The organism is Reyranella sp. (assembly GCF_965279625.1).
Lineage (GTDB): Bacteria > Pseudomonadota > Alphaproteobacteria > Reyranellales > Reyranellaceae > Reyranella.
Genome location: NZ_OZ257251.1, coordinates 4,872,474 through 4,896,614, shown reverse-complemented (window position 1 = coordinate 4,896,614; position 24,141 = coordinate 4,872,474). Strand labels below are relative to the sequence as shown.

Below are 24,141 nucleotides of genomic sequence, written 5' to 3'. Positions count from 1 at the left end.
CGCTGCCGGCAGGACGGAGGCGTCAGCTCTGGTGCTTCTCCGGACGCTTCGAACCGCGAAAGGGATTCCGCAGCATCTCGGGCACGGTGCGCCGCATCTTCTCGAAGGCGACGTAGAGGCCCGGGATCACGAAGATGCCGAGGCAGGAGGCGGCCAGCATGCCGCCGAACACGGCGGTGCCGACCGCGCGCTGGGTCGCCGCGCCCGCCCCCGAGGCGATCACCAGCGGCACCAGGCCCAGGATGAAGGCGAAGGAGGTCATCATCACGGCGCGGAAACGCTGGCCGGCGGCCGAGGTGGCGGCCGTCACCGGGTCGCTGCCGCCCGCGCGCTCGTGCATGGCGACCTCGATCACCAGGATGGCGTTCTTGGCCGCCAGCGCGATCAGCACCACGATGCCGATCTGGGCGTAGATGTTGTTGGCGAGGCCGGTCAGCCACAGCGCGGCCAGCGCGCCGAACAGGCCGACGATCACCGACAGCAGCGCCGCCACCGGCAGCGCCAGGCTCTCGTAGAGGCCGACCAGGAACAGGTAGGCGAACAGCACCGCGAGCGCGAGGACGAAGCCGGTCTGACTGCCCGCCTCCTTCTCCTGCTGCGCCGTGCCCGCCCACTGGAAGCCGTAGCCCGGCGGCAGGCTGGCGCGCGCCACCCGCTCCATTGCCGCGATCGCCTCGCCCGAGGAATAGCCCGCGGCCGGCGCGCCGTTCAGCGTGACCGAGCGCAGGTTGTTGTAGCGGTTGATGGTGGCGGGCGCGGTGGTGAGTTCGAGCGTCGCCATCGCCTGCAGCGGCACCAGCGTGCCATTCGATGAGCGCACGCGCACCCGGTTCACGTCCTCGACGGTGCGGCGGTCGGCGGCATCGGCCTGCACGCGGACCGTCCAGGTGCGGCCGAACATGTTGAAGTTGTTGACGTTGCGGCTGCCCATCGCTGTCTGCAGGGCGGCGAAGATGTCGGGAATGGCGACGCCCAGTGTCTCGGCGCGGTCGCGGTCGAGTTCGAGCCGGATCTGCGGAGTCGAGGCGCTGTAGGTGGTGAAGACGCCGGCCAGCTCGGGCGCGGCCTGGGCGGCGTTGATGACGCCGCGCGCCACCGCCACGAGCTCCTCCGGCGGCGCGCCGGTGAGGCTCTGGACCTCGAACTCGAAGCCGGAGGAGTTGCCCAGCCCCGCGATCGGCGGCGGGTTGAAAGCGTAGATGTTGGCCACGGCCACCCGCTGGAAGGCCTTGTTGAGCCGCTCCAGCACCGCAAAGGCCGACAGATCGTGGCCGGGCCGCTCGCCATAGGGCTTCAGCGACACGATCATCATGGCGCGGTTGGGCAGGTTCAGCCCGTCGATCAGGCTGTTGCCGCTGACGGTAAAGAAGTTCTGCAGCCACGGCTGGCCCGTCAGCATGGCCTCGACCTCGGTCACCGCCTCCAGCGTGCGGCTGGTCGAGGCGGCGTCGGGCAACTGGATCTCGGCCATGAAGGAGGACTGGTCCTCCTCGGGCAGGAAGCCGGTGGGCACGATCCGCAGCAGCCCCCCGGTGGCCAGCGCAAACAGGGCGACCAGGCCGACCGCCAGCACGCTGCGCCGGATCAGTGGCGCCGCCACCCGCAGGTAGCCGTTGCGCGTGGCGTCGATGCCTCGCTGGATGCGGGCCATCAGGCCGCGCGGCGCGCCGCGACGGGTGAGCAGCAGGGCGCAGAGCGCAGGAGAAAGCGACAGCGCGTTGATCGCCGAGATCACCATGGCGACCGAGATGGTGAGCGCGAACTGCTGGTAGAGCTTGCCGGCGATGCCCGGCATGAAGGCCGTCGGGATGAACACCGAGAGCAGCACCAGGGTGATGGCGATGATCGGTCCGGTGACCTCGGACATCGCTTTCTCGGTGGCTTCGGCCGGCGTGAGATGCGGCTCCCTCTCGAGCGTATGCTCGACCGCCTCGACCACGACGATGGCGTCGTCGACCACGATGCCGATGGCCAGCACCAGCGCCAGCAGCGACACGGTGTTGAGCGAGAAGCCCATCATCTGCATCACCGCAAAGGTGCCGATCAGCGCCACCGGCACGGCGATGATGGGGATCAGCGTCGCGCGGACGCTGCCGAGGAACAGGAAGACGACAATGGCCACCAGTACGAAGGCCTCGATCAGGGTCTTCACGACGCTCTTGATCGTGGCCTCGACGAACACCGTCGTGTCGTACATGACCTCGAAGGCGACGTCCTCGGGCAGCCGGTCCTCGAGGTCCTTCAGCACCTGGCGCACGCCCTCGGCGGTGGCCAGCGCATTGGCGCCCGCGAGCTGGTAGATGTTGATGCCGGCCGCCGGCTTGCCGTTGTAGCGCGTGGTGACGTCGGCATTGGCCGAGCCGAGCTCGACCCGGCCGATGTCGCGGATGCGCAGCAATGCGCCGTCCGGGTTGGCGCGCACTGTGATGTTGCCGAACTCCTCCGGCGAGGTGAGCCGGCCCTTGGCCGTGATGTTGAGCTGGAAATCGACGCCGTCGAGCAGCGGCGCGGCGCCGACGCGGCCCACGGCGGCCTGCATGTTCTTGGCCTCGATCGCCTTCACCACGTCCTGCGAGGTGACGCCGAGGCTCGACATGCGGTCGAGGTCGAGCCACACGCGCATGGCATAGTCGAGGCCGCCGAACAGGCCGGCCGAGCCGACGCCCGGCACGCGCTGCATGGCGTCGAGCACGTTGATGGTGGCGAAGTTCGACAGGAACAGCGCGTCGCGCGTGCCCCTGGGCGAATAGACGGCGACCACCTGCAGCAGCGCCGAGGACTGCTTCTTCACCAGCACGCCGTTGCGCTGCACCTCGTCGGGGAGCTGCGGCATGGCCCGGCTGATGCGGCTGTTGACGTTGACCGTATGGTCCTGCGGGTTGGAACCCACCTTGAAATAGACGCTGAGGGCGTAGCTGCCGTCGCTGCCCGAGGTCGACCTCATCGAGATCATGTTCTCGACGCCGTTGACGTTGCGCTCGATGATCTGCGCCACGCTCTCCTCGACCACCTGGGCCGAGGCGCCCGGATAGCTGGTCGTGACCGTGACTTCCGGCGGCACGATGTTGGGGAACTGCGCGATCGGCAGGCTGCCCAGCGCCAGCAGGCCCGCGATCACCATGATCGCGGAGACGACGAAGGCGAGCCGCGGGCGGCGGATGAAGACGGAGGCGATGCCCATGGGAATCAGCGCTTCGGCTGGCCGGCGGGCGCCGGCGCCGGCTGCGCCTCGACCACCATGCCCGCGCGCACCCGCTGCTGGCCCTGCACGATGACCCGGTCGCCCTCCTTGAGGCCGCTCGTCACCGCGATCATGCCGTCGCGCACGAAGTCGACGGTGATGCGGCGCTGCTCGACGACACCCTTGCCGTCGACGACGTAGACGTAGCGGCCGGTCTGGTCGATCGCCATGGCGGCCTGCGGCACCACCATCACCTTGGCGGGTTCATTGCCCTCGACGATGACCCGCACTGTCTGGCCGTCGGTCAGCAGCTCGTCGGCATTGTCGAAAACCGCGCGCGCCATCTGGCCGTCGGTTGTGGGATCGACCGCGACGTCGATGAAATCGACCTTGCCCTTCTCGGAGTACAGTTTGCCGTCGGCGAGTCGCAGCCGCACGGCGAGCGGCTCGCCCGCGCGCAGGTCGCGGCGCACGTTCAGCAGGTCCGCCTGCGGGACCGAGAACAGGGCGCGGATCTGCCGCTCGTTCACGATGGTGGCGAGGACGCCCGATTCCGGGCCGACGAGATTTCCCGGCGAGACGCTGGAGCGGCCGATCAGGCCGGCGATCGGCGCCGTGATCTGCGTGTAGGAAAGCTGCAGCTCGGCATCGTCGAGCTGCGCCTGGGCGTCGTCGAGCGTGGCCTTGGCCTGCAGCTGCTCGGCCAGCCGCTGGTCGTAGGAGACCTGCGAGACGTTGTTGGTGCGCAGCAGCTCGGCGGCCCGCTTGAGCTGCGCGTCGGCATTGATCAGGGCCGCCTGCGCCCCATCGCGCAATGCCCGCTTCTGGTTCACGGCGATGCGGTAGGGCGTCGGATCGATGGTGAACAGGAGCTGGCCTTCGGCGACCTTGGTGCCGTCGGCGTACTCCCGCTTGCCCAGCACGCCCTTCACCCGCGCCCGCAGCTCGACCTTGTCGAACACCGCGAGGCGGCCGACATATTCCGACTGCGGCGCCAGCGTCCGCACCTCGACCGGCCGCACCAGCACGACCGGCGGCGCATTCTCGGCGGATTTCGTCTGGGCCGCGGCCGGAAGGACGCAGGAGAGGCCGAGAAGAAGACCGGGAAGCCATCCGACAAGGCGTCGACCGAGAGCAAGGGAAAGCTGCCCAAAACCGCGCGCCCCGTATCTCATGTCTCAACTCCAGGTCCTTGTCGAAGCCGACGCTGAACGGGGCTTCTGAGCGTCACAAACCATACGTCCACGCCCGACAGGCTGCATGACTTATTCAATAACCTTTTGCAACGAAGTAGATGGCCATTGCTCGACGAAGCGCCGGGGACACTGACTCCAAACCATCAACGCGAAGGAACGCGACCGACGGGGCGGCGTTACAGGCGCGACGGTGGAGGAATGACATGAACTACAGGGTTTTGGCGGTTTGCGCCGCGTCCCTCTCGCTGTCGGCGGTTACGCCGGTCCTTGCCCAAGGCTCCTTCGGCCCGCTCTCCATCGAAAGCTGCCCCGACTACGTGGCAAAGGCGACGAGCCAGGTTCAGATGGCGTCCGGCTGCAACTTTCCGGGCTCGCGCTGGAGCTTGGACCCGGCCGACCATATGGCATGGTGCAAGGCTGCATCGCCACGTGACCGTGGCCGTGAAGACGACGAACGCCGCAAGGCCCTGGGCACCTGCCGGGGCGATTTCGGGACGGCTCCGATCAAGAACTGCAACGAGTACGCGGCCAGGTCACGATCGCAGGTCGAGCTCGCCCAGTCGCTGCAGTCGGAGTGCGTCTTCGAAGGGATGCGGTGGAGTTCCAACCTGGTTCAGCATGTGAACTGGTGCAATCGGACGCCCGCAAGCCGGCACGAATTCGAGGACGCCGAACGCCGCAGGGAATTGGCGGCGTGCAAGCCGAAGCCAAAATAGTAGCGCGGCAGCACGAGCTTATCGGCTTTGCATCGGACTGCGCGAACCGCTACGTGTTCGTGGGCCACATGACAGACGATGCCGGCCCGACCTTCGACGAACTGTCCCTTCCCCTGCCGCTGGGCTCAACCTTCTTCAGCCCGGCGATCGAGCAGGTGCGCAAGTTCGCCTATGCCGTCGAGGATGAAAGCGGCTGGCTGGTAGGTGATCCGGCTGAGGCGCTCGTGCATCCGCTGTTCCTGTCGACCTACATGTGGTTTCCATCGGGCTTCTACCTGCGCGCGCCGGGGGAGATCGGGCACTTCGAGCTGTTCCGGCAGCGCCATGACCATCTGGTCGGCACGCCGTTCCTGCACGGCAAGTCGTCGGCACGCTTCCGGCGGCCGTTCCGCCTCGGCCGCCGGATCCGGGCCGACGTGGCTGTGACCGAGAAATACCACCGGCGCGGGCGCGACTTCATCGTCATGCGCGCGTCGTTCTTCGATGCCGACGACGCGGCGCTCGCCGTCTTCGATCACACCTGCGCCATCCGCAGCGAGGAGGTGCAGCGCGCGGCGGTGCCTTTTCCACCGCCGGTACCGACATCCCCGAGCGAGCTTCCGCCCCGCCGCATGGAAATGTCGCTGGAGAAGTCGCGCCTGTTCAGCCTGCCGGCCGAGAACTATCACACGCACGATCGGCTGGCGCAGGCGATGGGCGTGCGCGTCGCGATCCCGGCGGCGATGATGTCTTTCGCCTACCTTTCCCGCTTCGCGCAGGACATTTTCGGCGACGATGCCTGGATCTCGCGCGGAAGTCTCGACGCGACCTTCACCCGCATGCTGCAGCGCGACGATGTGCTGAGCATCGAGGGCCATCGCAAGGATGGCGCCGCGCTGGCCTTGAGCATCTACAACGCCCGACGCGATCCCGTCGCCGTGGCGACGGCGTGTCTGCTCGACGTGCCTTGAGGAGCCAACGGCCGGGTTACGATGCCGGGGCCCTTGACCGGGACACTATCGACGCCACGATCGCCACGATCGCCACGAGGGCGAAGGCTGCCAGCACCAGAAGGCTGCCGGCCACGGCCTCGACGAAGGCCGGCCCCATCCGCTCGTCATGGCCGGAGAGGCCAAGACGCCACGACAGCATCGAGGAAGCGGCCGAGACGCCGATGCAGCTTCCCAGCACCCGGCCAAGATTGACCAGCCCACCGGCCGACGAGGCATGGCCCTTGGGTGCGGCATCGATGGTGGCATGGCTGTTGGGCGCCAGGAACAGGCCGAGGCCGGCGCCGAACAAAGCGAGCGCTGCGAGGCGCACCACCAGCTGGTCGGGCCCGAAGGCAATCGCGACGAGCGCGAGGATCGCCGCCAGGCACATCGTCATGCCCGTGGCGCCGACCCACCGGGCCGTGAAGCGCTGGCCAAGCCGCGCGCCGAGCGGCGCCACCAGCCCCAGCAGAATCGGGATGGTGGCGAGCTTCAGCCCTGCCACATGCGCCCTGTTGTCGAGCCCCTTCACGAAGGCGAAGGACATCAGGAACAGCATGCCATAGAGCAGCGCATAGCCCATCACCACGCCGATGAAGCCCGCCGAGAAGTCGCGCGAGCGGAACAGCTCGATATCGACCACTGGCCAGCGCGTCTTCCTCTCACGCTGCAGGAACAGCACGAGGAACAGGATCGAGGCGGCGACGCAGGCCAGCATCGACGGCGAAGCGAGCGGCCAGACGGACACCTGCGTGAGCGCGAGCACGCCCAACCCGACTGCCGGCACCAGCAGGGCCGCACCCGCGAGGTCGAAGGTCTCGTCCCGCTTCACGTCCTCGTCGCGTGAGCGTGGAAGGACCAGCCATCCCAGCACGAAGGCCAGCAGGCCGAATGGCACCGCCGCCCAGAAGATCCAGCGCCAGCCCAGCAGCTCGAGCAGGAAGCCGCCGACGATCGGACCGGTGCTGACTCCGACCGCCTGCGCCGTGGTGAACCAGCCGATGGCGTGCGGGCGCTTGTCCTGGGGCACCGCGGTCACCAGGATCGTCATGCTGTTGGCGCCCAGGAGCCCGCCACCCACCCCCTGCAGCGCCCGCAGCGCCACCAGCTGGTCCAGCGTCTCGGCCCAACCGCAGAGCAGCGAGGCCACGGTGAACAGCGCGAACCCCACCAGATAAGGCAGCTTGCGCCCCATCATTTCCGAGATCCGGCCCGATACGGCGAGGCTTGCGGCAAAGGCCAGGAGGTAGGCGATGGCCACCCAGCGCACCGCGTCGACCGGCACGTCGAACCCGCTCGCCAGTCGCGGAAGGGCGAGCTGCACGATGCTGGCATCGAGCTGCCCGATGAACGCGCCCGCGCAGGTGACGCCGACGACCAGCCACGGATGGATCGACAGTCGTTCGAGGGAGCGCAGCGGCGGCGGTTCAAGGGAGGCCATGATCGCTGCGTGTGTAGCCGCGGTACATGGCTCGGCGGAAGCAGTCGCATAGCCGCAACCGCATCCGGCGGGCGGAATGATGAGGCGCGGGGCGATTGCGATGCCCCTGCTCTATCGATAGCACTTACGTCAACGAACCAACGCGCCACCGGCCCGGCCGGATGAGAAAGCGGGAATGGAAAGAGGAAACGCTTCGTGATGTCGCCCGGGATTCGGCGGCAGGCCGTCATCATCGTGGCGACCCTGGCGACCGCCTATGTCGCCAGCCACTTCTTCCGCGCGGCCAACGTCACGATCGGGCTCGACCTGATGCGCGACCTCGGCATCGGGCCGGAAGCGCTGGGCGCGCTGACCGGCGCCTTCTTCTTCGGCTTCTCGGCCATGCAGATCCCCTGTGGCTTCCTGTTCGACCGCTACGGACCGCGCCGCACCGTGACCGGCATGCTGGCGGTCGCGGTGATCGGCGCGGCGCTGTTCACCGTGGCGCCGGCCTGGCCGCAGCTGCTCGCGGGCCGGGCGCTGATGGGCGCGGGCTTCGGCGTCATGCTGATCGGCAGCATGGTGGTGATCTCGCGCTGGTTCCCGCCCGACCGGTTCGCGACCCTGGCCGGCGTGGTGCTGTCGGTCGGCCTGCTGGGCAACCTGCTCGCGACCACGCCGCTCGCCTGGGGCACCGAGTTGATCGGCTGGCGCGGCGTGTTCGCGATCATGGTGGCCTTCACCGCGCTGGCGGCGCTCGGCGTCTGGGTGATCGTGCGCGACGCGCCGCCCGGCCATCCCTTCCTCGCGCGCACGCCGGAGACCGCGTCGGAAATGATCCAGGGGCTGGGCGAGGTGCTGAAGAACCCGCAGCTCAAGTTCATCATCGCGCTCAATTTCTGCAACTATGCCTGCACCTTCACCGTACAGGGCCTGTGGGGCGGCCCGTTCCTGCGCGAGGTCCACGGGCTGACGCGCGTCGAGTCCGGCAACGTGCTGCTGGTCGCGGTGATCGCCTACCAGATCGGCATGCTGACCATCAGCCCGCTCGACCGCGTGTTCGACACGCGCAAGCGCATCGCCATCGCCGGCACCCTGCTGATCGCCGCGATCCTGGGGACGCTCGCTCTCTGGGCGAAGGCGCCGCTCTGGGTCGCGGTGAGCGCGATCACCGGCATCGGCTTCCTGAGCGCCTCCAGCACCATGGTGATGACCCATGGCCGCGGCATCTTCCCCGACCGGCTGATCGGCCGCGGCATTGCCACCATGAACACCAGCGTCATGCTGGGCGTCGCCTGCATGCAGACCCTGTCGGGCGTCATCGTCGGCGCCTTCACGCCCCTGCCCGACGGCTCCCGCTCCGAGGAGGCCTATCGCACCCTGTTCGGCTTCATGGTCGTGGTGCTCCTGCTCGCCGTGACGGTCTACAGCCGCTCCCGCGACATCCGCCCCAGCGACGAGCTGCGCGCCCGGCAGGCGGCACTGAAGGGCTAGAGTCTTTCAAGGCGACGTCGAATCACCTTTCTCCCCATTCAAATGGGGAGATGTCGTCGTCGCGCGGCTTGTAACCAAGCCGCCAGACGACAGAGGGGCCAGAGGCTTCCCGCGGACGTCCTTCCTTCAGCGCTTGCGGACATTGCCGAGGCAATGTCCTGCCGCTTCTCGGGCTGAGCTTCGCTCAGCCCGTGACCCCATCGCCCCGTATGACGGGGCACTTCCCCATTTGAATGGGGAAGCCAATCTACGTCGAAACGTCGCTAGGCCAGACCGAGCCCCATGCCGCCGTCGACGCGCAGGATCTCGCCGGTGATGAACTGCGCCTCGTCGGAGGCGAGGAACAGCGCGGCGTAGGCGGTGTCGTGGCCGGTGCCCATCTTGCCCCGCAGCGGCACCATGGCATTGCGCTCGGCGCGGACCTCCTCCGTCGGGCGGCCGGTCGCCTGGGCGATGCCGGTGATAGCCATCGGCGTGTCCATGAAGCCCATCATGATGGCGTTGGCGCGGATGCCGTGGCGCGCGTTGGACTGCGCCACATGGGTCGTGAGCCGGTTCACGGCCGCCTTGGAAATCTCATAGGCCATCTGCGTCGCGCCGCTGGTGGCGGCCAGCGAGGAGATGTTGACGATCGAGCCGGACTTCTGCGCCCGCATCACCGGGATCGCCGCCTTGATCGTGTGCCACATGCCCTTCAGATTCACGTCGAGGATGCGGTCGAGCACCCGCTCCTCGATGCGGTGGGCCGGCGCGTCGCCGCCGCCGCCAATGCCGACATTGTTGATCAGGATGTCGATGCGGCCGTAGCGCGTCATGGCGAGCTTGACGATGCGGGCGCAATCGTCGGCCACCGTGATGTCCGCCTCCATCGACGAAACGACGGCCCCGGTGGACGAGATGTCCTTGGCCGTCTTCTCCGCGCGCTCGCCGCTCCTGTCGACGCAGAGGACCGACGCGCCCTCGCGCGCCAGCAGGCCGGCAATGGCGGTTCCGTTGCCGATCGTTTCGCCCGGAGTCTGTCCCGCGCCGACGACGACGGCGATTTTTCCTTCAACCCGCTTTGTCATATCTCTTCCCTTGAAAAACCGGTGCCGCCATCGCCGTCTACATCATCGCGTGCGGAACGGTTGCTCCGTTCATTGTCCGCGGCGCATTACGCCGGTTCGCGATAGGGCATGTCGCCCAGGTAGTTTCGCTTGCCGACCGGAACGCCGTTGTGGCGGAGGATCGCGTAGGTCGTCGTGACGTGAAAGTAGAAATTCGGAATGACGTGCTGGACGAGGAATTCCTCGCCCGAGAGCGACTTGCCGTTCCAGCGCGGCTGGGTGATGCGGCGCTCGGCCGCCCCGGCGAAGGACTGCGCCGTGAAGCCCTGCAGATAGGCGACGGTGCTTTCGATGCGCGCCTTGATCTCACCCAGCGTCGCTTCGGTATCGGCATTGACGGGAGCGTCCTTCTCGGTGCCCGCCAGACGCGCGGCGCCGAGCTTGGCGGTATCGCAGGCCGTCTGGATCTGCTTGATCAGGTTGAACTGATCGGGCGCCAGACGCGCCTGCAGCAGAACGGCGACATCGAACTTCTTTTCGCCGGCATACTTCTCGGCCTCGTTCAGGATGACCTGCAGATTGCCCAGCATCTTGCTGAACTGGGAGACGACGAGCGTGTGGATCATGCGAACCTCGGAGTGAACAGGTGGATGTGCGCGCAGGCCCTACGCGATTCCATCGACGGCCGCCAGCGCAGGGGCGCTCTAGCTGCGTCCCGCCTTCAGCATCTCGACATGTTCCGCGAGGTGCCGGTGGAAGTGGCCGATCGCCTGTTCGTAATGGCCGAAGGTAAAATGGGTGTTGGCACCCGACGCCAGGCCGGCCTGGATCTCGCGGGCGGCGTGGCGGTCTTCGAGGATGCCGCTTTCCTGTACGAAGTTGGCGTCCTTGCGCGCCTGCTCGATGTCGAGCGGCTTGCCGTTCTTGATGCGGGGCGCGAGCTGGTAGACGACCCAATGCGTCTCCGACGGCGACACAGGCTCGAGGATGATCAGGATGGCGTGACTCGACAGCACGCTGACATGGGTGTTGGGGAAGAGCTGGTGAACGTCGGTGATGCGGCCCTGCGTGCTCCATTCCTCGCGCGGGATGTTGCGCAGTTTCTCGATGCGTCGGAACGGGAAGACGATGCGCGAATTGCGGCCGTGCAGCTCGACGACGTTGAGGTTGTCGTAGCCGTAGGGGAAGAACGACTGATTGTGCAGCGCCTTGATGTGGTAGCCCTCCATCGAGGTCTCGCCCAGCACCTTCCAGTTCGCCTTGTCGTCGAACTCGATCTTGTTGAACAGCACGTAGTCGTCGGTCAGCACTTCCGGCAGGTCGCCGAGCGGTCCGTCCGACAGCGGTTCGTCCTGCGTCACGAAGACGATGCCGTTCCTCTCCTGCACCGAAGCCACCGGCACCAGCCCGTGCGCTTCCTTGTCGAGGCCGGGAAAACCGTCCTCGCCCGGAATGTGGCGCAGCGAGCCGTCGAGCCCGTAGGTCCAGGCGTGATAGGGGCAGGCGAAGGCGCGCTTGCAGCCCTCGCCTTCCTCCAGCTTCATGCCGCGATGGCGGCAGGCGTTGCGGAAGCCGCGCACCACGCCGTCGGTGCCCCGCACCACCAGGAGCGGCGTGCCGACCGTCGTGCGCGCGATGTAGGAGCCCGGTTCCGGCAAGGCCGCCGACGGACAGAAGGCCATCGGCACACGGCGCAGCACCGCGATCTCGGCCGCGAAGCGCTCGGGCGAATGATAGTTCTCAACCGGCTCGCGCCAGACCACGCTGCCCTTGTCCGTCGTCTTGCCGTCGATGTGCGCCAGGATGCGATCGATCAGGTCGGTTTCGTTCAGCAGGGTGGCCATTCTTCGTCCTCTGCAATCGGGCGGGCGATACTATGGCCCGCACCTTCGAAGAGGCAACAAACCTGGCCCGCCCAGCGAGACCGGATAGGCATTCAACGCCGAACGGGCGCCGGGCCTGCGAACCTGCTATCAGGTGGGATGCTGGATCGCTCGTACCTGATCACCTGCGTGTTCGCGCTGATCGCCATGTTCGGGGGCGGGCTGATCGGGCTCTATGTCGCGCGCGCCCTGCCCGAGCATCACCTGACCAAGGAATCGGGCGCCGTGGTCAAGCTGGCGGCGGCGATCGTGGCGTCGCTGACCTCGCTGGTCCTGGCCCTCATGCTGTCGGCGGCCAACGGGGCCTACTCCGTCAATGCCGGCATCGTGACCAAGCTTGGTGCCGACATCGTCCAGCTCGACCATCTGCTGCGCTCCTACGGGCCGGAGGCGAGCGAGGCACGCGCCAGCCTGCGCGCCTATGCCGGCCACAAGAGCGAGGAACTGTTCCCCGCCAACCCGCCCCCGCGCATGGATGCCCGGGTCAGCGCCGACCTTCTCGACAGGCTGGCCGACTCCATCATGTCGCTCGACCTACCCGACCGACGGCACACGGCGCTGGCCAATCAGGCGCTCACACTCACCAACCAGATCTATGCCGAGCGCTGGCTGTTGTGGGAGAATCCCGGCACGACGGTGCCCACCCCGTTCCTGTTCGTGCTGATCTTCTGGCTGTTCCTGGTATTCCTGAGCTTCGGCGTGTTCGCCCCGCCCAACCTCACGGTGGTCGCCAGTCTCTTCCTCTCCTCGCTCGCGGTGACCGGCGCGATCTTCCTGATCCTGCAGCTCGGCGATCCCATGCATCACAGCTGGCTGCAGATCTCCGGCGAGCCCCTGCAGCGCGCGCTATCGGAGATCGGCCGCCCCTGACGGCCGATCCCCGGCGCTCACGCCTCGACGTGGCGCTCCTGCCGAAGCAGCCGCCTGCTGTTCAACGCTTGGCCGCATCGCGCCCCTTCACCTTGATGTCGTTCTGGACGTCCCTCACGCCGGTCACGCGCTCGATCATGTCCTCCGCGTGACGCTTGGCCAGACGATCGGTCACGGTACCGGACAAGGTTACCTCGCCATTCTTGACCTGGACCTCGATCTCGCCGGCATCGAGCATCGGATCCTCGGTCAGGCAGTCGCAGACGTCTTCAAGAATCCGGTCGTCGGAGCGCGTGTAGCCCTTCGGTCCCTTGCACGGTGATGTTCCTGGCCCGAGGCGCCGATACCGAAGCCTCCGCCCATGCCGGCATGTTCGCTGCCGTAGCGCCCAGCACCGCCGGGGCGACCACCGAACCCGCCGCTTCGGCCCTGATCCTGGTCGTAGCGTCCCATTCCCTGGGAATGGCGGCCGCCCATCTCGTCGCTCATGCCGCCGAGCGAGCCGCCCCGGCCGGTGTAGCGGTCGCCGCCATGCCCGGGACCTTGGGCGTAGCCGTAGCCGCGCGCTCCGCCGGCCACACCTGCGGAGGACATGTCATCCTGTTCGTAGTTGCCGCGGCCGTACGACGAGCCGTGCTCGTTTCCGCGGCGGCCGGCCGGTGCATAATGATAGATGTCGCCGCGCTCGCCTTCATGGCCGCCGTGGCGGCTCTCTTCGTCGCGAGAGGGATGGTTGCGGAAGCGATAGTCGTCGTCGTGGCGTGCCATTGACTCCTCCGTGGGTGGGACCGGCCCGCTCTCTTCGTCGCCGGCACCGAAGAAATGCACCGGCTTGAAACGAGTTGCCGGCAGCGGCAACCGATCGGGGCGCCCGCGCATTGATGAAGGGCAGGAGAGCCACACGTTTCGTTGGCGATGGTCGAACGCTTCGTCCCTGGCATCTCCTGCGGAAAGCCCGCACCCTTCGTCCATCGCAACATGTGCAAAGGGGTCGCGGGCTTTCCTGTGCCTTCTCGCTGACGGGAGCCTGCAGCCAAAACGCGGGCATAGCGTTAGCCGCTGAACGATGGATAAGGAGGAACCATGGCGAGATATTCCCGCAGCGCCAGCAAAGAGGTCGAGAGCGCGATGGAGCGCCGCAAGAAGGGCACGCTGAAAAGCGGACCTGGCGGCAAGGGCGGCACGGTGAAGAGCCGCAAGCAGGCCATCGCCATCGGCCTCTCCGAGGCACGCGCCAAGGGCAAGAAGGTGCCGGCGAAGAAGAAGACGGCCGCGAAGAAGAAGACTGCAGCCAAGAGGAAGGCTGGCACGAAGCGCAAGACGGCGGCGAAGGGCAAGAAGAAGGTCTGACGGGCGCCGCTCAAGCCCGCTTGAGCAGACGCATCACCCGCGACGGGCGGGCCTCCTGTACGAGTTGATCGAACGAACAGTCGCGCGGCGCCTTGTCGGGGCGCCAGCGCAGGAAGCCGGTGCCGTGGCGGAAGCGGTGGCCGGTCACGTGATCGTACTGCACCTCGACGACCAGCCTGGACTTCACGGGCACCCATTGAGCGGTACGTTCCGTCGACCAGCGGCTGGGACCGCCCGGCGCATCGCCGGTGAAACCGCCGCCCTTCAACCTCTCGAGTTTCGCCGTCAGCGCCTCGCGGTCGAGACCGCCGAGCGCGGAGGTGAAGCCGACGTGATCGAGCAGGCCGGCCTCGTTGTAGAGGCCAAGCAGCAGCGAGCCGACTTCCTTGCGGCCTGCCTTCCGTGCCGTCGCATAACGGAAGCCGCCGACGACGCAGTCGGCGCTGCGCAGGTTCTTGATCTTGAGCATGGCGCGCTCGCCCGCCTTGTAGGATTCGTCGAGACGTTTTGCGACGACGCCGTCCAGCGTCCCGCTGCCCGCGCGGCTCAGCCACTTGCGGGCGTCGGCAAGGCGCGTCGTCTTGGGCGACAGCCGCAGGTCTTCGACCTCGCCGAGCGCAGCGAAGAAACGCTCCAGCGCCGCGCGCCGCTCGGAGAGCGGTTCGGCGTGCAGGTCGCGTCCCTTCTCGTCCTCTAGAAGATCGAAGGCGATCAGCTGCGACGGCGTCTCTTCGGCGAGACGCTTGATGCGGCTGGCCGCCGGATGCAGCCGCATCTGCAACGCCTCGAAGGACAGGCTCTTGCCCACAGGAATGACCAGCTCGCCGTCGAGCACGAAGCGCTCGCGCTTCACCCGCGCCAGCGCCGCGACCATTTCGGGAAAGTAGCGCGACAGGCTCTTGCCCGAGCGCCCGAGCAGCTCGACCTTGTCGCCGGCTCTGACAGCGAGACAGCGGAACCCGTCCCATTTCGGTTCGTACTGCCAGCCTTTGCCTTCGGGCAGGCTGTCGACCTGCCGGGCCTCCATCGCCACGGTGCCCGTGCGCGCCACGTCAGACCTCGATGTCGGCGATCACCGGCAGGTGATCCGACAGCTCCCGCGCCCGGTGGTCGGTGCTGCTGCCGATCAGGGCCGAGGCCGGCGACAGATAGATGCGGTCGAGCTGGAAGATCGGCAGTCGCGCGGGAAAGGTGCGATGGCGGCTGAAGCCCGGCAGGGCGCGCGCGAGGCCGCGCCGCACCGAGCCTGCCCACAGCCAGTCGTTGAAATCGCCCAGCGCGACGGTCGGGCGGTCGAGCCGGCCCAGCATCTTCAGGAGCGCCATCGTCTGGCTACGCCGCTCGCGGAGCGCGAGGCCGAGATGCGTGGCGATCACACGCAGCGGTCCGAACGGTGTGGCGACGTCGCAGCAGATCGCGCGACGCGGTTCGCGTTCGGGATAGGAGAGATCGAGGATCTGGGTGTTTTCCAGCGGCCACCGGCTGATCAGCGCCTGGCCATACTCGCCGTCCGCCGTCACCACCGTCTTGGCGCCGATCCCATGAGTGCCCAGGGCCTCCTGCAGCACATCGAAGGGATTGCCGGCCTGGGCCTCGCGGACGCGCCGCGAGTCGATCTCCTGCAGCGCCACGATGTCGGGCGCATGGCTCTTCACCAGCTCGATCACGCGATCGAGGTCGAAGCGCGGGTTGCACCCGAGCGCGCCGTGGATGTTCCAGGTCATCAACCGGATGGAGTTCAAGACGTCCGTTCCCCGAGCCGTGACACGATCGCCTGCGCGCCGAAGGAGAGGCCGATCCAGCCCGCGACACAGAGCGCCAGCACGGCAATCTGGCTGGCGCTGGGATCGGCGAACACCTTGACGATGCGGTCGCCCATCAGCGCGATGGCGATCAGCCCCGGTCCCATGCCGATCAAGGTACCGAGCGCGAAATCGACGACGCGGATCGATCCGGCGCCGGCCGCGAGATTGATCAGCGAGAACGGCGCCACCGGCACCACGCGCAATGCGACCATGGCCAGCAGGCCGCGCCGTTGCAGCCGGTCGCGCAGCCTGTCCCAGCGCTTGCCGAGCAGGCGTCTTGGCACGCCCTGGCCGAAACGGGCGCCGATCGCGAACATGACCCCCGCACTGGCTGCCACGCCCGCGCTGGCGTAGAGCATGCCCCACCACGGGCCGAACACCGCCGCCGTCGCCAGGATCAGGATGGTGACGGGAAACGCCACTGCGCCGCCCAGCAGGAACAGTGCGAGCACGACGGCCAGCGCCCACGGTTCGCCCTGGGCTCCCTCCAGCAATTCACGGATATGGTCGGGCTGCGCGAGTTCCTTCAGCCCGGTGAACTGCCAGGCCAGCGTGAGCACGACGATCAATGCAATCGCGCCGGCCACGACGAGCCCCGCGCTGCCCAGGATGCCTTCCTCGCTCTCGTCGCTGTTTGCCGGCCTTCGCGCCGTCTCGACCTCTTTCCTGCTGGCGGCGGCGCGTCGATCCTCGCGCTTGGCCAGCCGGCGACCGATGGTCCGGCTGCCGTGGAACAGCAGACGCGGCAGCAGACGGCCGGCCAGACGCCCCAACCGCAGCGGCCGCGCCGGATCGGCAACCCGCTCGGCCAGCCGCGCGAACAGGGTGCGGTCGGGCTGGCCGTCATCGATGGGACTGAGACAGTGACCCTTGCCGCAAAGCGAATCGGCCACGCGGACGAGCGATCGCTGCTGCGCGAGGGCGCCCGCGACTTCTTCCGCCGACACGCCGCAATGCTCGCCGAGAAGACGGTCGCGCAGGCGCACGATGGCGGCGCGCTCGCGATCCGACGCCGCCACGATGGCGAGGTCGCACTCGGTATCGGCGCCCATCGAGCGGTTGTTGAGATTGGCCGAGCCCACCCTCAGGAACCAGTCGTCGATGACCATGATCTTGGAATGGATCATCGTGTAGGTGGAATCGCCGTCCTTCTCGCCCTGCTTCTCGATCGACGGATAGAGCAGCCGCACCCGGTCGCCGCCGGCCGTCTTCACGGTGCGCCAGAAGCGGATGCGGCCGTTGCGCATGGTGCGCCGCTCGATGAAGGAATCATGACTTCGCGGCGCCACCATCAAGACCTCCAGGTCCGGCCGCTCGCGCAGCCGGCGTGCCAGCGCGGACGCCACCACACCCGAGGTCATGAACTGGTTCTCGATGTAGATCGTGCGCTCGGCGCGGGCGATGCTCTCGACGAACAGCGCCTCGGCCTCCCGCACTTCCTCCTCGAGGTGGTAGCGCGGCTGGGTCCGAGCGATCGCGATCTCGACATCGGTGAAGTCGGGCTCGCAGGTTCGAGGCCAGGGATCGCCTTCAGGCTCGACCTCCGGCTCGCCACCATTGGCATGGCACCAGCGCGCCCGCGCCAGCAGCGCCAGCGCCCGCGCCGCCGGGCCGTCGACCATCATCTGGACGTCGTGGAACGGCCGATAGGGCTCACCGCCCGGATCGACGCGGCGGGCATCGTCGGGATCGTGGCGGCTGGTGTCCCAGCGCCGGATGGTCAGGTCGAGGCCGCCCGAGAAGGCCAGAGCATCGTCCACGACCACCAGCTTCTGGTGCTGCGAGGAGCCGAACGGCACCGTCGAATCGAGGCAGAAAATGACCTGCGGCGGCATCTGCCAGTTGAGGAAGAGCTGCGGCAAGGGCTCGCGCTCGTGCGCGTAAACCAGGGAATAATCCCACAGCAGCAGGTGGATCCGGAGCTCCGGCCGGCGCGCCAGCAACTCGGTGAGAAAGTCCGCGAAGTTGGTCGGCAGCCCATCCTCGGGCGGCCGGTCGCCGACCAGTTCGGTGCGGCTGTCGATATCCCAGCCGACGATGAAGATGGTGCGCCTGGCCTGCAGGAAGGCTTGGCGAACGGCCGCGAAAAAGGCCGCGCCATCGATCAGGACGGCCGCCCTCTCGGCGTGCTCGACCTTCCACGCGGTGCGTCCGGGCTGAAAAAGGGGCGACATGGCGCCTATAACGCCGGTCGGCCTCCAATGATCCCGGTTTCGCTTTGCCGCTCTGCTACTTCGTCTCGAAGCGCCAGGTGGCGTTCCACGGCGAGGGCGGCGGCGTATCGAGCCATTGCCTGCAGCGCCCGAGCAGGACCCCGGCCGGTCCGTCGCCAGGCCGCAGGCGCGTGGCTTCGTCGAACAGGGCCGACGCTTCGCGGAACGCACCGGTGGCGTAGGCCGCCTGGGCGCGCTGCCACACCGCGAGGAACGGATGGTCCGCCCCGCCCTGCCCCTCGGCCACCAGCTCGAAGAGATCGATCGGGTCGTCGGTGCCGGCCGGGATCACCCGTTCGATGAAGCGCCAGGTGAAGAGCTCGCGCGTCAGCGCCACCACCTCGCCACTCGCCAGGACCTCCGTACCGTAGACTTTGTTCAGCCCCTCGATCCGCGAGGCCTGGTTCACGATCGTGCCGACCAGCGTGTAGTTGATGCGGTCGCGGGCGCCGACATTGCCGATGACCGCGAGGCCGGTGTGCAGGCCGAAGCGGGTGCGGAAGACCGGCCGGTCCCGCCGCTGCCATTTCTCGACCAGATCCTGGCTCGCCGTTGCGGCCCCCAGGGCCGCGCGGCAGGCGTTCTCGACATGACGCTCGTCGGGCTCGGGGGCATTCCAGAAGGCCATGATGCTGTCGCCGATGAACTTGTCGATCGTGCCGTGTCCCGCGGATATCGGCGCCGTCAGCGCATCGAAGTAGCGCGACAGGCGGCCGGTCAGGACCTGGGGCGACAGGCCCTCGCTGATGCGCGAGAAGCTCTCGATGTCGGAGAACATCACCGTCACCTGGCGCTGCGCGCCGCCGACGCCCGCCGTCTCCGGCGAGCGCATGATCTGGCGGACGAGGTTCTTCGCGACATAGCGCCCGAAGATCTCCAGCCCGTCGCGCATGCGTTCCACAGCGTCGGAGAGCTGCTGGACCTCGCGGATCCGGCTGACGATCGGCGTGCGATCGGTGAAATCGAGGTCGCGGATGCTGTCGGTCTTCAGGGCGATGCGGCCGATCGCGCGGGACATGAACACGGCCCCGGCAAGGACCGCCAGGACCGCCAGCAGGATGCAGACGGCAGCCGTCGCCCCCGAGACCAGGAGCAGCCGGCGGGATTCCGCGGTGATCTCGGCAATCGGTACGGCGGCGCCCACGTAGAAGCGCTCGTTGAACACCGCCGGCATCGGATCGACCAGCATTTCCCAGTCCATGCCGCCGACCCGAAGCCGTATGTCGAGGCGGCGATCGCTGTGGTGCGAGACGTCGGCCAGCTCGCGACGCAACAGCTCGCGCATGGCCGGGTCGGCAGGCACGCAGGCGGCATCGCGCGCCGAACAGTTCGACGAATCGGCCAGGATGTTGCCCGCGTCCGTGGCCACCATGACGATGGCACCGCGCGCCGGTTTGTGCCCGGCCGTGACCTGCGACAGCGCGTCGAGGGTGAAGTCGAAGGCGATCGCCCCCTCGTGCCGGCCGATCTGCGTCGCGACCGAAACGCCCTGAGTGCCCGAGACGGCGAAGGCGTAGGGCTCGGTGATGATCGACCGGGTCGTCGCGTTCGCCTCCTTGTACCAGGGACGATTGCGGGGATCGAAATCGAGGGAGCGGATGGCTTCCGAGAGCGCCGAGCCGTCGGCCGCCAGGAAGAACCACTGCTCGGGGCGCGCGCCCTCGCCGCCCGCCAGCGAGCGCACGAACAGCACCGCGCTGCGCGGCACGTTCAGCTCCCGCTGGAGCGCTTCGGGAAGCTCGGCGATCCGGCCGACATAGTCGAAGCTGCCATCCGCATAGCCCGCGTAAGCGGCGGCCATGACCGGATGATGGTCGAGCAGGATGGCGAGCTGCCGGCGCGCCTCCACGCCGTTCGCCGCGTTCTCCGACGGGCCCGCCCGCCGCGAGAAGGCCGGCGTCACGGCCAGGGCCTGCTGGACGTCGACCGTCGAGCGGATGTTGCTGCTGAGCCAGCCGGTCACCGATTCGTCGAGCGCCGCCATCCGGAGATCGATGTTGGCTTCCTCGAGCGTACTGGTCGTCTGCCAGCCGAGGAGCAGCAGTGCCGCGGACAACAGACCGACCACGACGAGCATCAGCGTCACGAGGCTGATGCTGAAAGGCACGCCCCTGCGTTTCGGGGAGGAAGTCATGACCAGCAGATACAGGCTGAAGGTGGGGCTGTCTCCGCAGCATTCGACAGTCCTAGTGAAGCAATCCGGCCTGTAGGTGTCGCCCCCCGATTACCGAATACTCTCGGAACGCTGCGGCGCGTCGCCCGTTCGGCTCCCATGTTGGAATTCCTGGGTGGCCTGTTGTGGCCGGTCGTCATCGTGGTGACGACCGTGTCGATCGCCGTCGGCATCGGCGTGTTCATAGCGACGCGCAAACTCGACTAGGGTATCTCTGCCGGACACTCCGGCCGGATACCCATGAACGCTTCTTCCCAACCTGCAAGCCTGACACCCGAAGACGTCAAGCGCTTCGGCCCCGATCCCCTCGCCATGTTCAGCCGCAACCTCGCCTCCGTGGAGGAGCGGATCGTGCAGGCCTGCGCGCGTGCCGGACGGCCGCGCGAGTCTGTGCGCCTGCTGCCGATCACCAAGACGGTGCCGGCGAATGTCCTGCGCTTCGCCTACGCGGCCGGCATCCGAGACTTCGGCGAAAACAAGATCCAGGAGGCCGTGGCCAAGCGGGCCGAGCTTTCGGACCTCGCCATCGACTGGTGCATCGTGGGCCACCTCCAGACCAACAAGGTCAAATACCTGACCCGCTTCGCGCGGGAATTCCATGCACTCGACAGCGTGCGGCTGGCCGAGACGCTCGACGCCCGCCTCGACAGGGAGGATCGCTCCCTCGACGTCTATGTCCAGGTGAACACGTCGGCCGAAGAGAGCAAATACGGCCTGCAGCCCGGCGAGCTGCTCCCGTATCTCGACGAGCTCCGGCGCTTTCCGCGTCTGAAGCCACGCGGGCTGATGACGCTCGCGGTGTTCAGCACCGACCTCGACAAGGTGCGTCCCTGCTTCGAGCGCCTGCGCGAACTGCGCGATACGGTCATGCGGCATGATCCGGCTATCCGGGAACTGTCGATGGGCATGTCGAACGATTTCGAGGAGGCGATCGTCCAGGGCGCCGACGTCGTGCGCGTCGGCGAGGCGATCTTCGGCAAGCGCTCGACTCCCGACGGCCACTATTGGCCGGTTGCCACGAAGCCCTAGGCGCCCTCTACGGCCCGCTTCTTGCGACGGCATCCGGCGAGGCAAACGATCTTGCCACACTGGCCAGCCGCCGCCGATGTCCGAACGAGGAGCCGATGCCATGATGCATCTCGCCTGCATTCCCAATCTCGTCGGCGGCCATCTCGGTGGCTGGCGCCACAAGAAGGCTTTCGACAAACCGGTGATGAATCTCGAGGCCTTCATCGAGATGTCGCAGATCGCCGAGCGCGGTAAGTTCGACTGCGTGTTCCTGGCCGACGGCAATGGCGTGCGCGACATGGACCGCCCGGCCCTGTTCGCCGCCAATCATCCCTCGGCGCGGCCTTCCTTCTTCGAGCCGACGACGCTGCTCTCGGCCGTCTCGATGGTCACCAAACATGTCGGCGTCGTCGCCACCGCGACCAGCACCTACGACGAACCCTGGATGGTCGCCCGCCGCTTCGCCTCGATGGACCATATCAGCAAGGGCCGCGCAGGCTGGAACCTGGTCACCGCCTCCAATGCCGGCGACGCACTGAACTTCGGCCGCAGCGAACATATGGGCCGCGAGGACCGCTATGCGCGGGCGCAGGAATTCTACGAGGTCGTCGCGGCCCTGTGGGACAGCTGGGCCGACGACGCCTTCCCGCAGGACAAGGAAAGCGGCCAGTATCTCGACCCGACGCGGGTGCGGCCCATCGACCATAGCGGGCCGCACTTCACGGTGAAGGGCCCCTTGAACATTTCGCGCACGCCGCAGGGCCGGCCCATCGTGTTCATGGCCGGCCAGTCCGCTCCCGGCATGGAGCTGGCGGCGCGCTATGCCGACGCCCTGTTCGGCGCCGGCACCACCAAGCAGGATTGCATCGACGCCTATGCCGACATCAAGGGCCGCATGGCGCGCTACGGCCGCTCGCCCGACATGCTGAAGATCCTGCCGGGAGTCAGCGTCTTCACCGGCCGCACCGCCGCCGAAGCGGAGGACCTGTACCTGGAACTGCAATCGTTGATCTCGCCGGCGCTGGGTGTGCACTATCTCTCCAAGATGCTGGTGCACGATCTCGAAAACCTGCCGCTCGACGGCCCGCTGCCGTTCGACGATCTCGCCGAGGAGACGCTGGGTGGCAGCAGCCTGCGTCGATACATCATCGACATGGCGCGACGCGACGACCTCACCCTCCGCGAAACCTACCAGCGCACGCTGCCAGCGCTGGGCGGCCCAGTGTTCAAGGGCAGCCCGACGCAGGTCGCCGACGAAATGGAGGATTGGTGGCGGAGCAAGGCCGGCGACGGCTTCACCATCATGGCACCGGTCCAGCCAAGCGGCCTCAGCGACTTCGTCGACCTGGTCGTGCCCGAATTGCAGCGCCGCGGCATCTTCCGCAAGGAGTACGAGACCACCACCCTGCGCGGCCATCTCGGCCTGCCCGAGGCGCCCAGCCAGTGGCACGCGGCACCGGACAAGGCGGAGCGCGGCGCCGCATGATGGTGCTGGGCTTCACCGGCGGCGCCCTGGGCGGCCATCTCGGCGGCTGGCGTCATCGCGATTCCTTCCCGACGACCACCATGCAGCTCCAGTGCATGGTCGAGATGGCGCGGATCGCCGAACGCGGCCAGCTCGACATGATGTTCCTGGCCGATGGCAATGGCGTGCGGCAGATGGACAAGCCGGCCCTGTTCGCGGCCAACAGCCCGTCCGATCGCCCGGCGGTGTTCGAGCCGGTGACGTTGTTTGCCGCCCTGGCGCAGCACACGAGCAAAATCGGTCTGGTCGCCACGGCGACGACGACCTACGAAGAGCCGTTCAGCATCGCCCGCAAGTTCGCCTCGCTGGATCATCTGAGCGGCGGCCGGGCCGGCTGGAACCTCGTCACGACTCAATATGTCGAGGATGCGAAGAATTTCGGCCGCGACGAGCACATGGGGCGTGTCGAGCGCTACGAGCGGGCGCACGAGAGCCTCGATGTGGTGCGCGCCCTCTGGGATTCCTGGGCGACGGATGCCTTCCCGCAGGACAAGGCGACGGGACAGTATCTCGATCCGGCGCGGGTGCGCCTGACCCAACACCGCGGCACTCATTTCGCGGTCAAGGGACCGCTCAACGTCGCCCGCACGCCGCAGGGCCAGCCGGTGGTCTTCATGGCCGGCCAGTCGGAGGCCGGCAAGGAGCTGGCGGCCTATGGCGGCGAGGGCCTGTTCGGCACGGCCAGCAGCAAGGCGCAGGCGCAGAAGGAATATGCCGACATCAAGGGCCGGATGCCGAAGTACGGCCGTCCACCGGATGCGCTCAAGATTCTGCCCGCGCTCAGCGTGTTCGTCGGCCGCACCCGCGCCGAGGCCGATGCCCTCTATGAAGAGCTTCAGTCCCTGATCGCGCCGTCGCTGGCCGTCAGCTACCTGTCGAAGCTGGTGGGCTTCGACCTGACCGACGCCCCGCTCGACGGGCCGATGCCGGCGAGCCCGGGCGAGAGTGTCGGCGGCACCGCGATCGGCCGCTCGGTGCTGGAGATGGCGGCGCGCGAGGGCTTGAGCGTGCGCGGCACCTACGAGCGCGTCCTGCCGTCGATGGGCGGCAACATGGTGAAGGGCGATCCAGTCGAGATCGCCGACATGATGGAGGATTGGTACACCGGCAAGGCGTGCGACGGGTTCATGCTCTCCATGCCCGTCCAGCCGCGCAGCCTGCGCGACTTCGTCGAGCTGGTCGTGCCGGAACTCCAGCGCCGCGGCCTGCGTCCGCCGGACTACAGGGGCACGACCTTGCGCGAGAACATGGGGCTGCCGATTCCGGCAGACCCTTTCTTGCACTGAACCT

The 24,141-nt window shown here is 67.6% G+C and carries 20 protein-coding genes; 8 read left to right on the top strand and 12 right to left on the bottom strand.

The features are described from left to right. Window positions 1–22 precede the first annotated feature (22 nt). Together ACQY78_RS23735 and ACQY78_RS23730 are read right to left on the bottom strand one after the other, a co-directional pair. The gene (locus tag ACQY78_RS23735; RefSeq protein ID WP_428679554.1) at window positions 23–3,181 is read right to left on the bottom strand and encodes an efflux RND transporter permease subunit; all 3,159 of its coding nucleotides are present in this window, start codon (window positions 3,179–3,181) and stop codon (window positions 23–25) included. 5 nt (window positions 3,182–3,186) lie between these two features. Then, window positions 3,187–4,356 (bottom strand): efflux RND transporter periplasmic adaptor subunit, encoded by a 1,170-nt coding sequence (locus ACQY78_RS23730; protein ID WP_428679551.1) that lies wholly within the window; start codon window positions 4,354–4,356, stop codon window positions 3,187–3,189. A 224-nt stretch (window positions 4,357–4,580) separates the two neighbouring features. Between ACQY78_RS23730 and ACQY78_RS23725 the strand changes: the two genes are divergently transcribed. Both ACQY78_RS23725 and ACQY78_RS23720 read left to right on the top strand, forming a co-directional pair. Next, on the top strand, window positions 4,581–5,093 hold the full coding sequence (locus ACQY78_RS23725; RefSeq protein WP_428679549.1) for a hypothetical protein: 513 nt from the start codon (window positions 4,581–4,583) through the stop codon (window positions 5,091–5,093). Beyond that, window positions 5,072–6,043 (top strand): hypothetical protein, encoded by a 972-nt coding sequence (locus ACQY78_RS23720; RefSeq protein WP_428679547.1) that lies wholly within the window; start codon window positions 5,072–5,074, stop codon window positions 6,041–6,043. Before ACQY78_RS23725 ends, ACQY78_RS23720 begins: the two co-directional genes overlap by 22 nt. A gap of 16 nt (window positions 6,044–6,059) precedes the next feature. Here the strand turns inward: ACQY78_RS23720 and ACQY78_RS23715 are convergent, their stop codons facing one another. After that, complete coding sequence (locus ACQY78_RS23715; protein WP_428679545.1) at window positions 6,060–7,505, bottom strand: MFS transporter; 1,446 nt, start codon at window positions 7,503–7,505, stop codon at window positions 6,060–6,062. Window positions 7,506–7,703: 198 nt separating this feature from the next. Here ACQY78_RS23715 and ACQY78_RS23710 point away from each other — a divergent pair, with 198 nt between their 5' ends. Next, window positions 7,704–8,978 (top strand): MFS transporter, encoded by a 1,275-nt coding sequence (locus ACQY78_RS23710; RefSeq protein WP_428679543.1) that lies wholly within the window; start codon window positions 7,704–7,706, stop codon window positions 8,976–8,978. 263 nt (window positions 8,979–9,241) lie between these two features. Here ACQY78_RS23710 and ACQY78_RS23705 read toward each other — a convergent pair whose 3' ends face one another. From ACQY78_RS23705 to ACQY78_RS23695, 3 genes are all read right to left on the bottom strand, one after another. Continuing rightward, on the bottom strand, window positions 9,242–10,045 hold the full coding sequence (locus tag ACQY78_RS23705) for an SDR family NAD(P)-dependent oxidoreductase (RefSeq protein ID WP_428679540.1): 804 nt from the start codon (window positions 10,043–10,045) through the stop codon (window positions 9,242–9,244). Window positions 10,046–10,131: 86 nt separating this feature from the next. Further along, window positions 10,132–10,650 carry a DUF1993 domain-containing protein gene (locus ACQY78_RS23700; protein WP_428679538.1) on the bottom strand — a complete coding sequence of 173 codons (519 nt, stop codon included), beginning with the start codon at window positions 10,648–10,650 and terminating at the stop codon, window positions 10,132–10,134. 78 nt (window positions 10,651–10,728) lie between these two features. After that, window positions 10,729–11,868 (bottom strand): aromatic ring-hydroxylating oxygenase subunit alpha, encoded by a 1,140-nt coding sequence (locus tag ACQY78_RS23695; RefSeq protein WP_428679536.1) that lies wholly within the window; start codon window positions 11,866–11,868, stop codon window positions 10,729–10,731. A gap of 138 nt (window positions 11,869–12,006) precedes the next feature. On the opposite strand from ACQY78_RS23695, the gene ACQY78_RS23690 reads away from it, so the two are divergent. Then, window positions 12,007–12,777, top strand: coding sequence for a hypothetical protein (locus ACQY78_RS23690; RefSeq protein ID WP_428679533.1), 771 nt, complete (start codon window positions 12,007–12,009; stop codon window positions 12,775–12,777). 61 nt (window positions 12,778–12,838) lie between these two features. Here the strand turns inward: ACQY78_RS23690 and ACQY78_RS23685 are convergent, their stop codons facing one another. Both ACQY78_RS23685 and ACQY78_RS23680 read right to left on the bottom strand, forming a co-directional pair. Then, a complete protein-coding gene (locus ACQY78_RS23685) occupies window positions 12,839–13,015 on the bottom strand; it encodes a BON domain-containing protein (protein ID WP_428679531.1) in 177 nt (58 codons plus the stop codon). Between the two features lie 11 nt (window positions 13,016–13,026). Continuing rightward, on the bottom strand, window positions 13,027–13,545 hold the full coding sequence (locus ACQY78_RS23680) for a hypothetical protein (protein WP_428679529.1): 519 nt from the start codon (window positions 13,543–13,545) through the stop codon (window positions 13,027–13,029). Window positions 13,546–13,860: 315 nt separating this feature from the next. Here ACQY78_RS23680 and ACQY78_RS23675 point away from each other — a divergent pair, with 315 nt between their 5' ends. Beyond that, window positions 13,861–14,127 carry a DUF6496 domain-containing protein gene (locus ACQY78_RS23675; protein WP_428679526.1) on the top strand — a complete coding sequence of 89 codons (267 nt, stop codon included), beginning with the start codon at window positions 13,861–13,863 and terminating at the stop codon, window positions 14,125–14,127. Between the two features lie 10 nt (window positions 14,128–14,137). Here the strand turns inward: ACQY78_RS23675 and ACQY78_RS23670 are convergent, their stop codons facing one another. The 4 genes from ACQY78_RS23670 to ACQY78_RS23655 are packed head-to-tail and all read right to left on the bottom strand — an operon-like array spanning window position 14,138 to window position 20,252. Then, window positions 14,138–15,154 (bottom strand): ATP-dependent DNA ligase, encoded by a 1,017-nt coding sequence (locus ACQY78_RS23670; protein WP_428686478.1) that lies wholly within the window; start codon window positions 15,152–15,154, stop codon window positions 14,138–14,140. 25 nt (window positions 15,155–15,179) lie between these two features. Continuing rightward, window positions 15,180–15,869, bottom strand: coding sequence for an endonuclease/exonuclease/phosphatase family protein (locus ACQY78_RS23665; RefSeq protein WP_428679524.1), 690 nt, complete (start codon window positions 15,867–15,869; stop codon window positions 15,180–15,182). Then, window positions 15,866–18,106 carry a VTT domain-containing protein gene (locus ACQY78_RS23660; RefSeq protein WP_428679522.1) on the bottom strand — a complete coding sequence of 747 codons (2,241 nt, stop codon included), beginning with the start codon at window positions 18,104–18,106 and terminating at the stop codon, window positions 15,866–15,868. The genes ACQY78_RS23665 and ACQY78_RS23660 overlap by 4 nt, the downstream gene beginning before the upstream one ends. 55 nt (window positions 18,107–18,161) lie before the next feature. After that, the gene (locus ACQY78_RS23655; protein WP_428679520.1) at window positions 18,162–20,252 is read right to left on the bottom strand and encodes an adenylate/guanylate cyclase domain-containing protein; all 2,091 of its coding nucleotides are present in this window, start codon (window positions 20,250–20,252) and stop codon (window positions 18,162–18,164) included. Window positions 20,253–20,558: 306 nt separating this feature from the next. Between ACQY78_RS23655 and ACQY78_RS23650 the strand changes: the two genes are divergently transcribed. The 3 genes from ACQY78_RS23650 to ACQY78_RS23640 all read left to right on the top strand — a co-directional run bounded on the left by ACQY78_RS23650 (window position 20,559) and on the right by ACQY78_RS23640 (window position 24,137). After that, window positions 20,559–21,347 (top strand): YggS family pyridoxal phosphate-dependent enzyme, encoded by a 789-nt coding sequence (locus ACQY78_RS23650; protein ID WP_428679517.1) that lies wholly within the window; start codon window positions 20,559–20,561, stop codon window positions 21,345–21,347. Between the two features lie 100 nt (window positions 21,348–21,447). After that, window positions 21,448–22,812: an LLM class flavin-dependent oxidoreductase gene (locus tag ACQY78_RS23645; protein ID WP_428679514.1), complete on the top strand. Its 1,365-nt coding sequence runs from the start codon at window positions 21,448–21,450 to the stop codon at window positions 22,810–22,812. After that, entirely contained in the window at window positions 22,770–24,137 is a 1,368-nt protein-coding gene (locus tag ACQY78_RS23640) for an LLM class flavin-dependent oxidoreductase (RefSeq protein ID WP_428679512.1), read from the top strand. Before ACQY78_RS23645 ends, ACQY78_RS23640 begins: the two co-directional genes overlap by 43 nt. Window positions 24,138–24,141 lie beyond the last annotated feature (4 nt).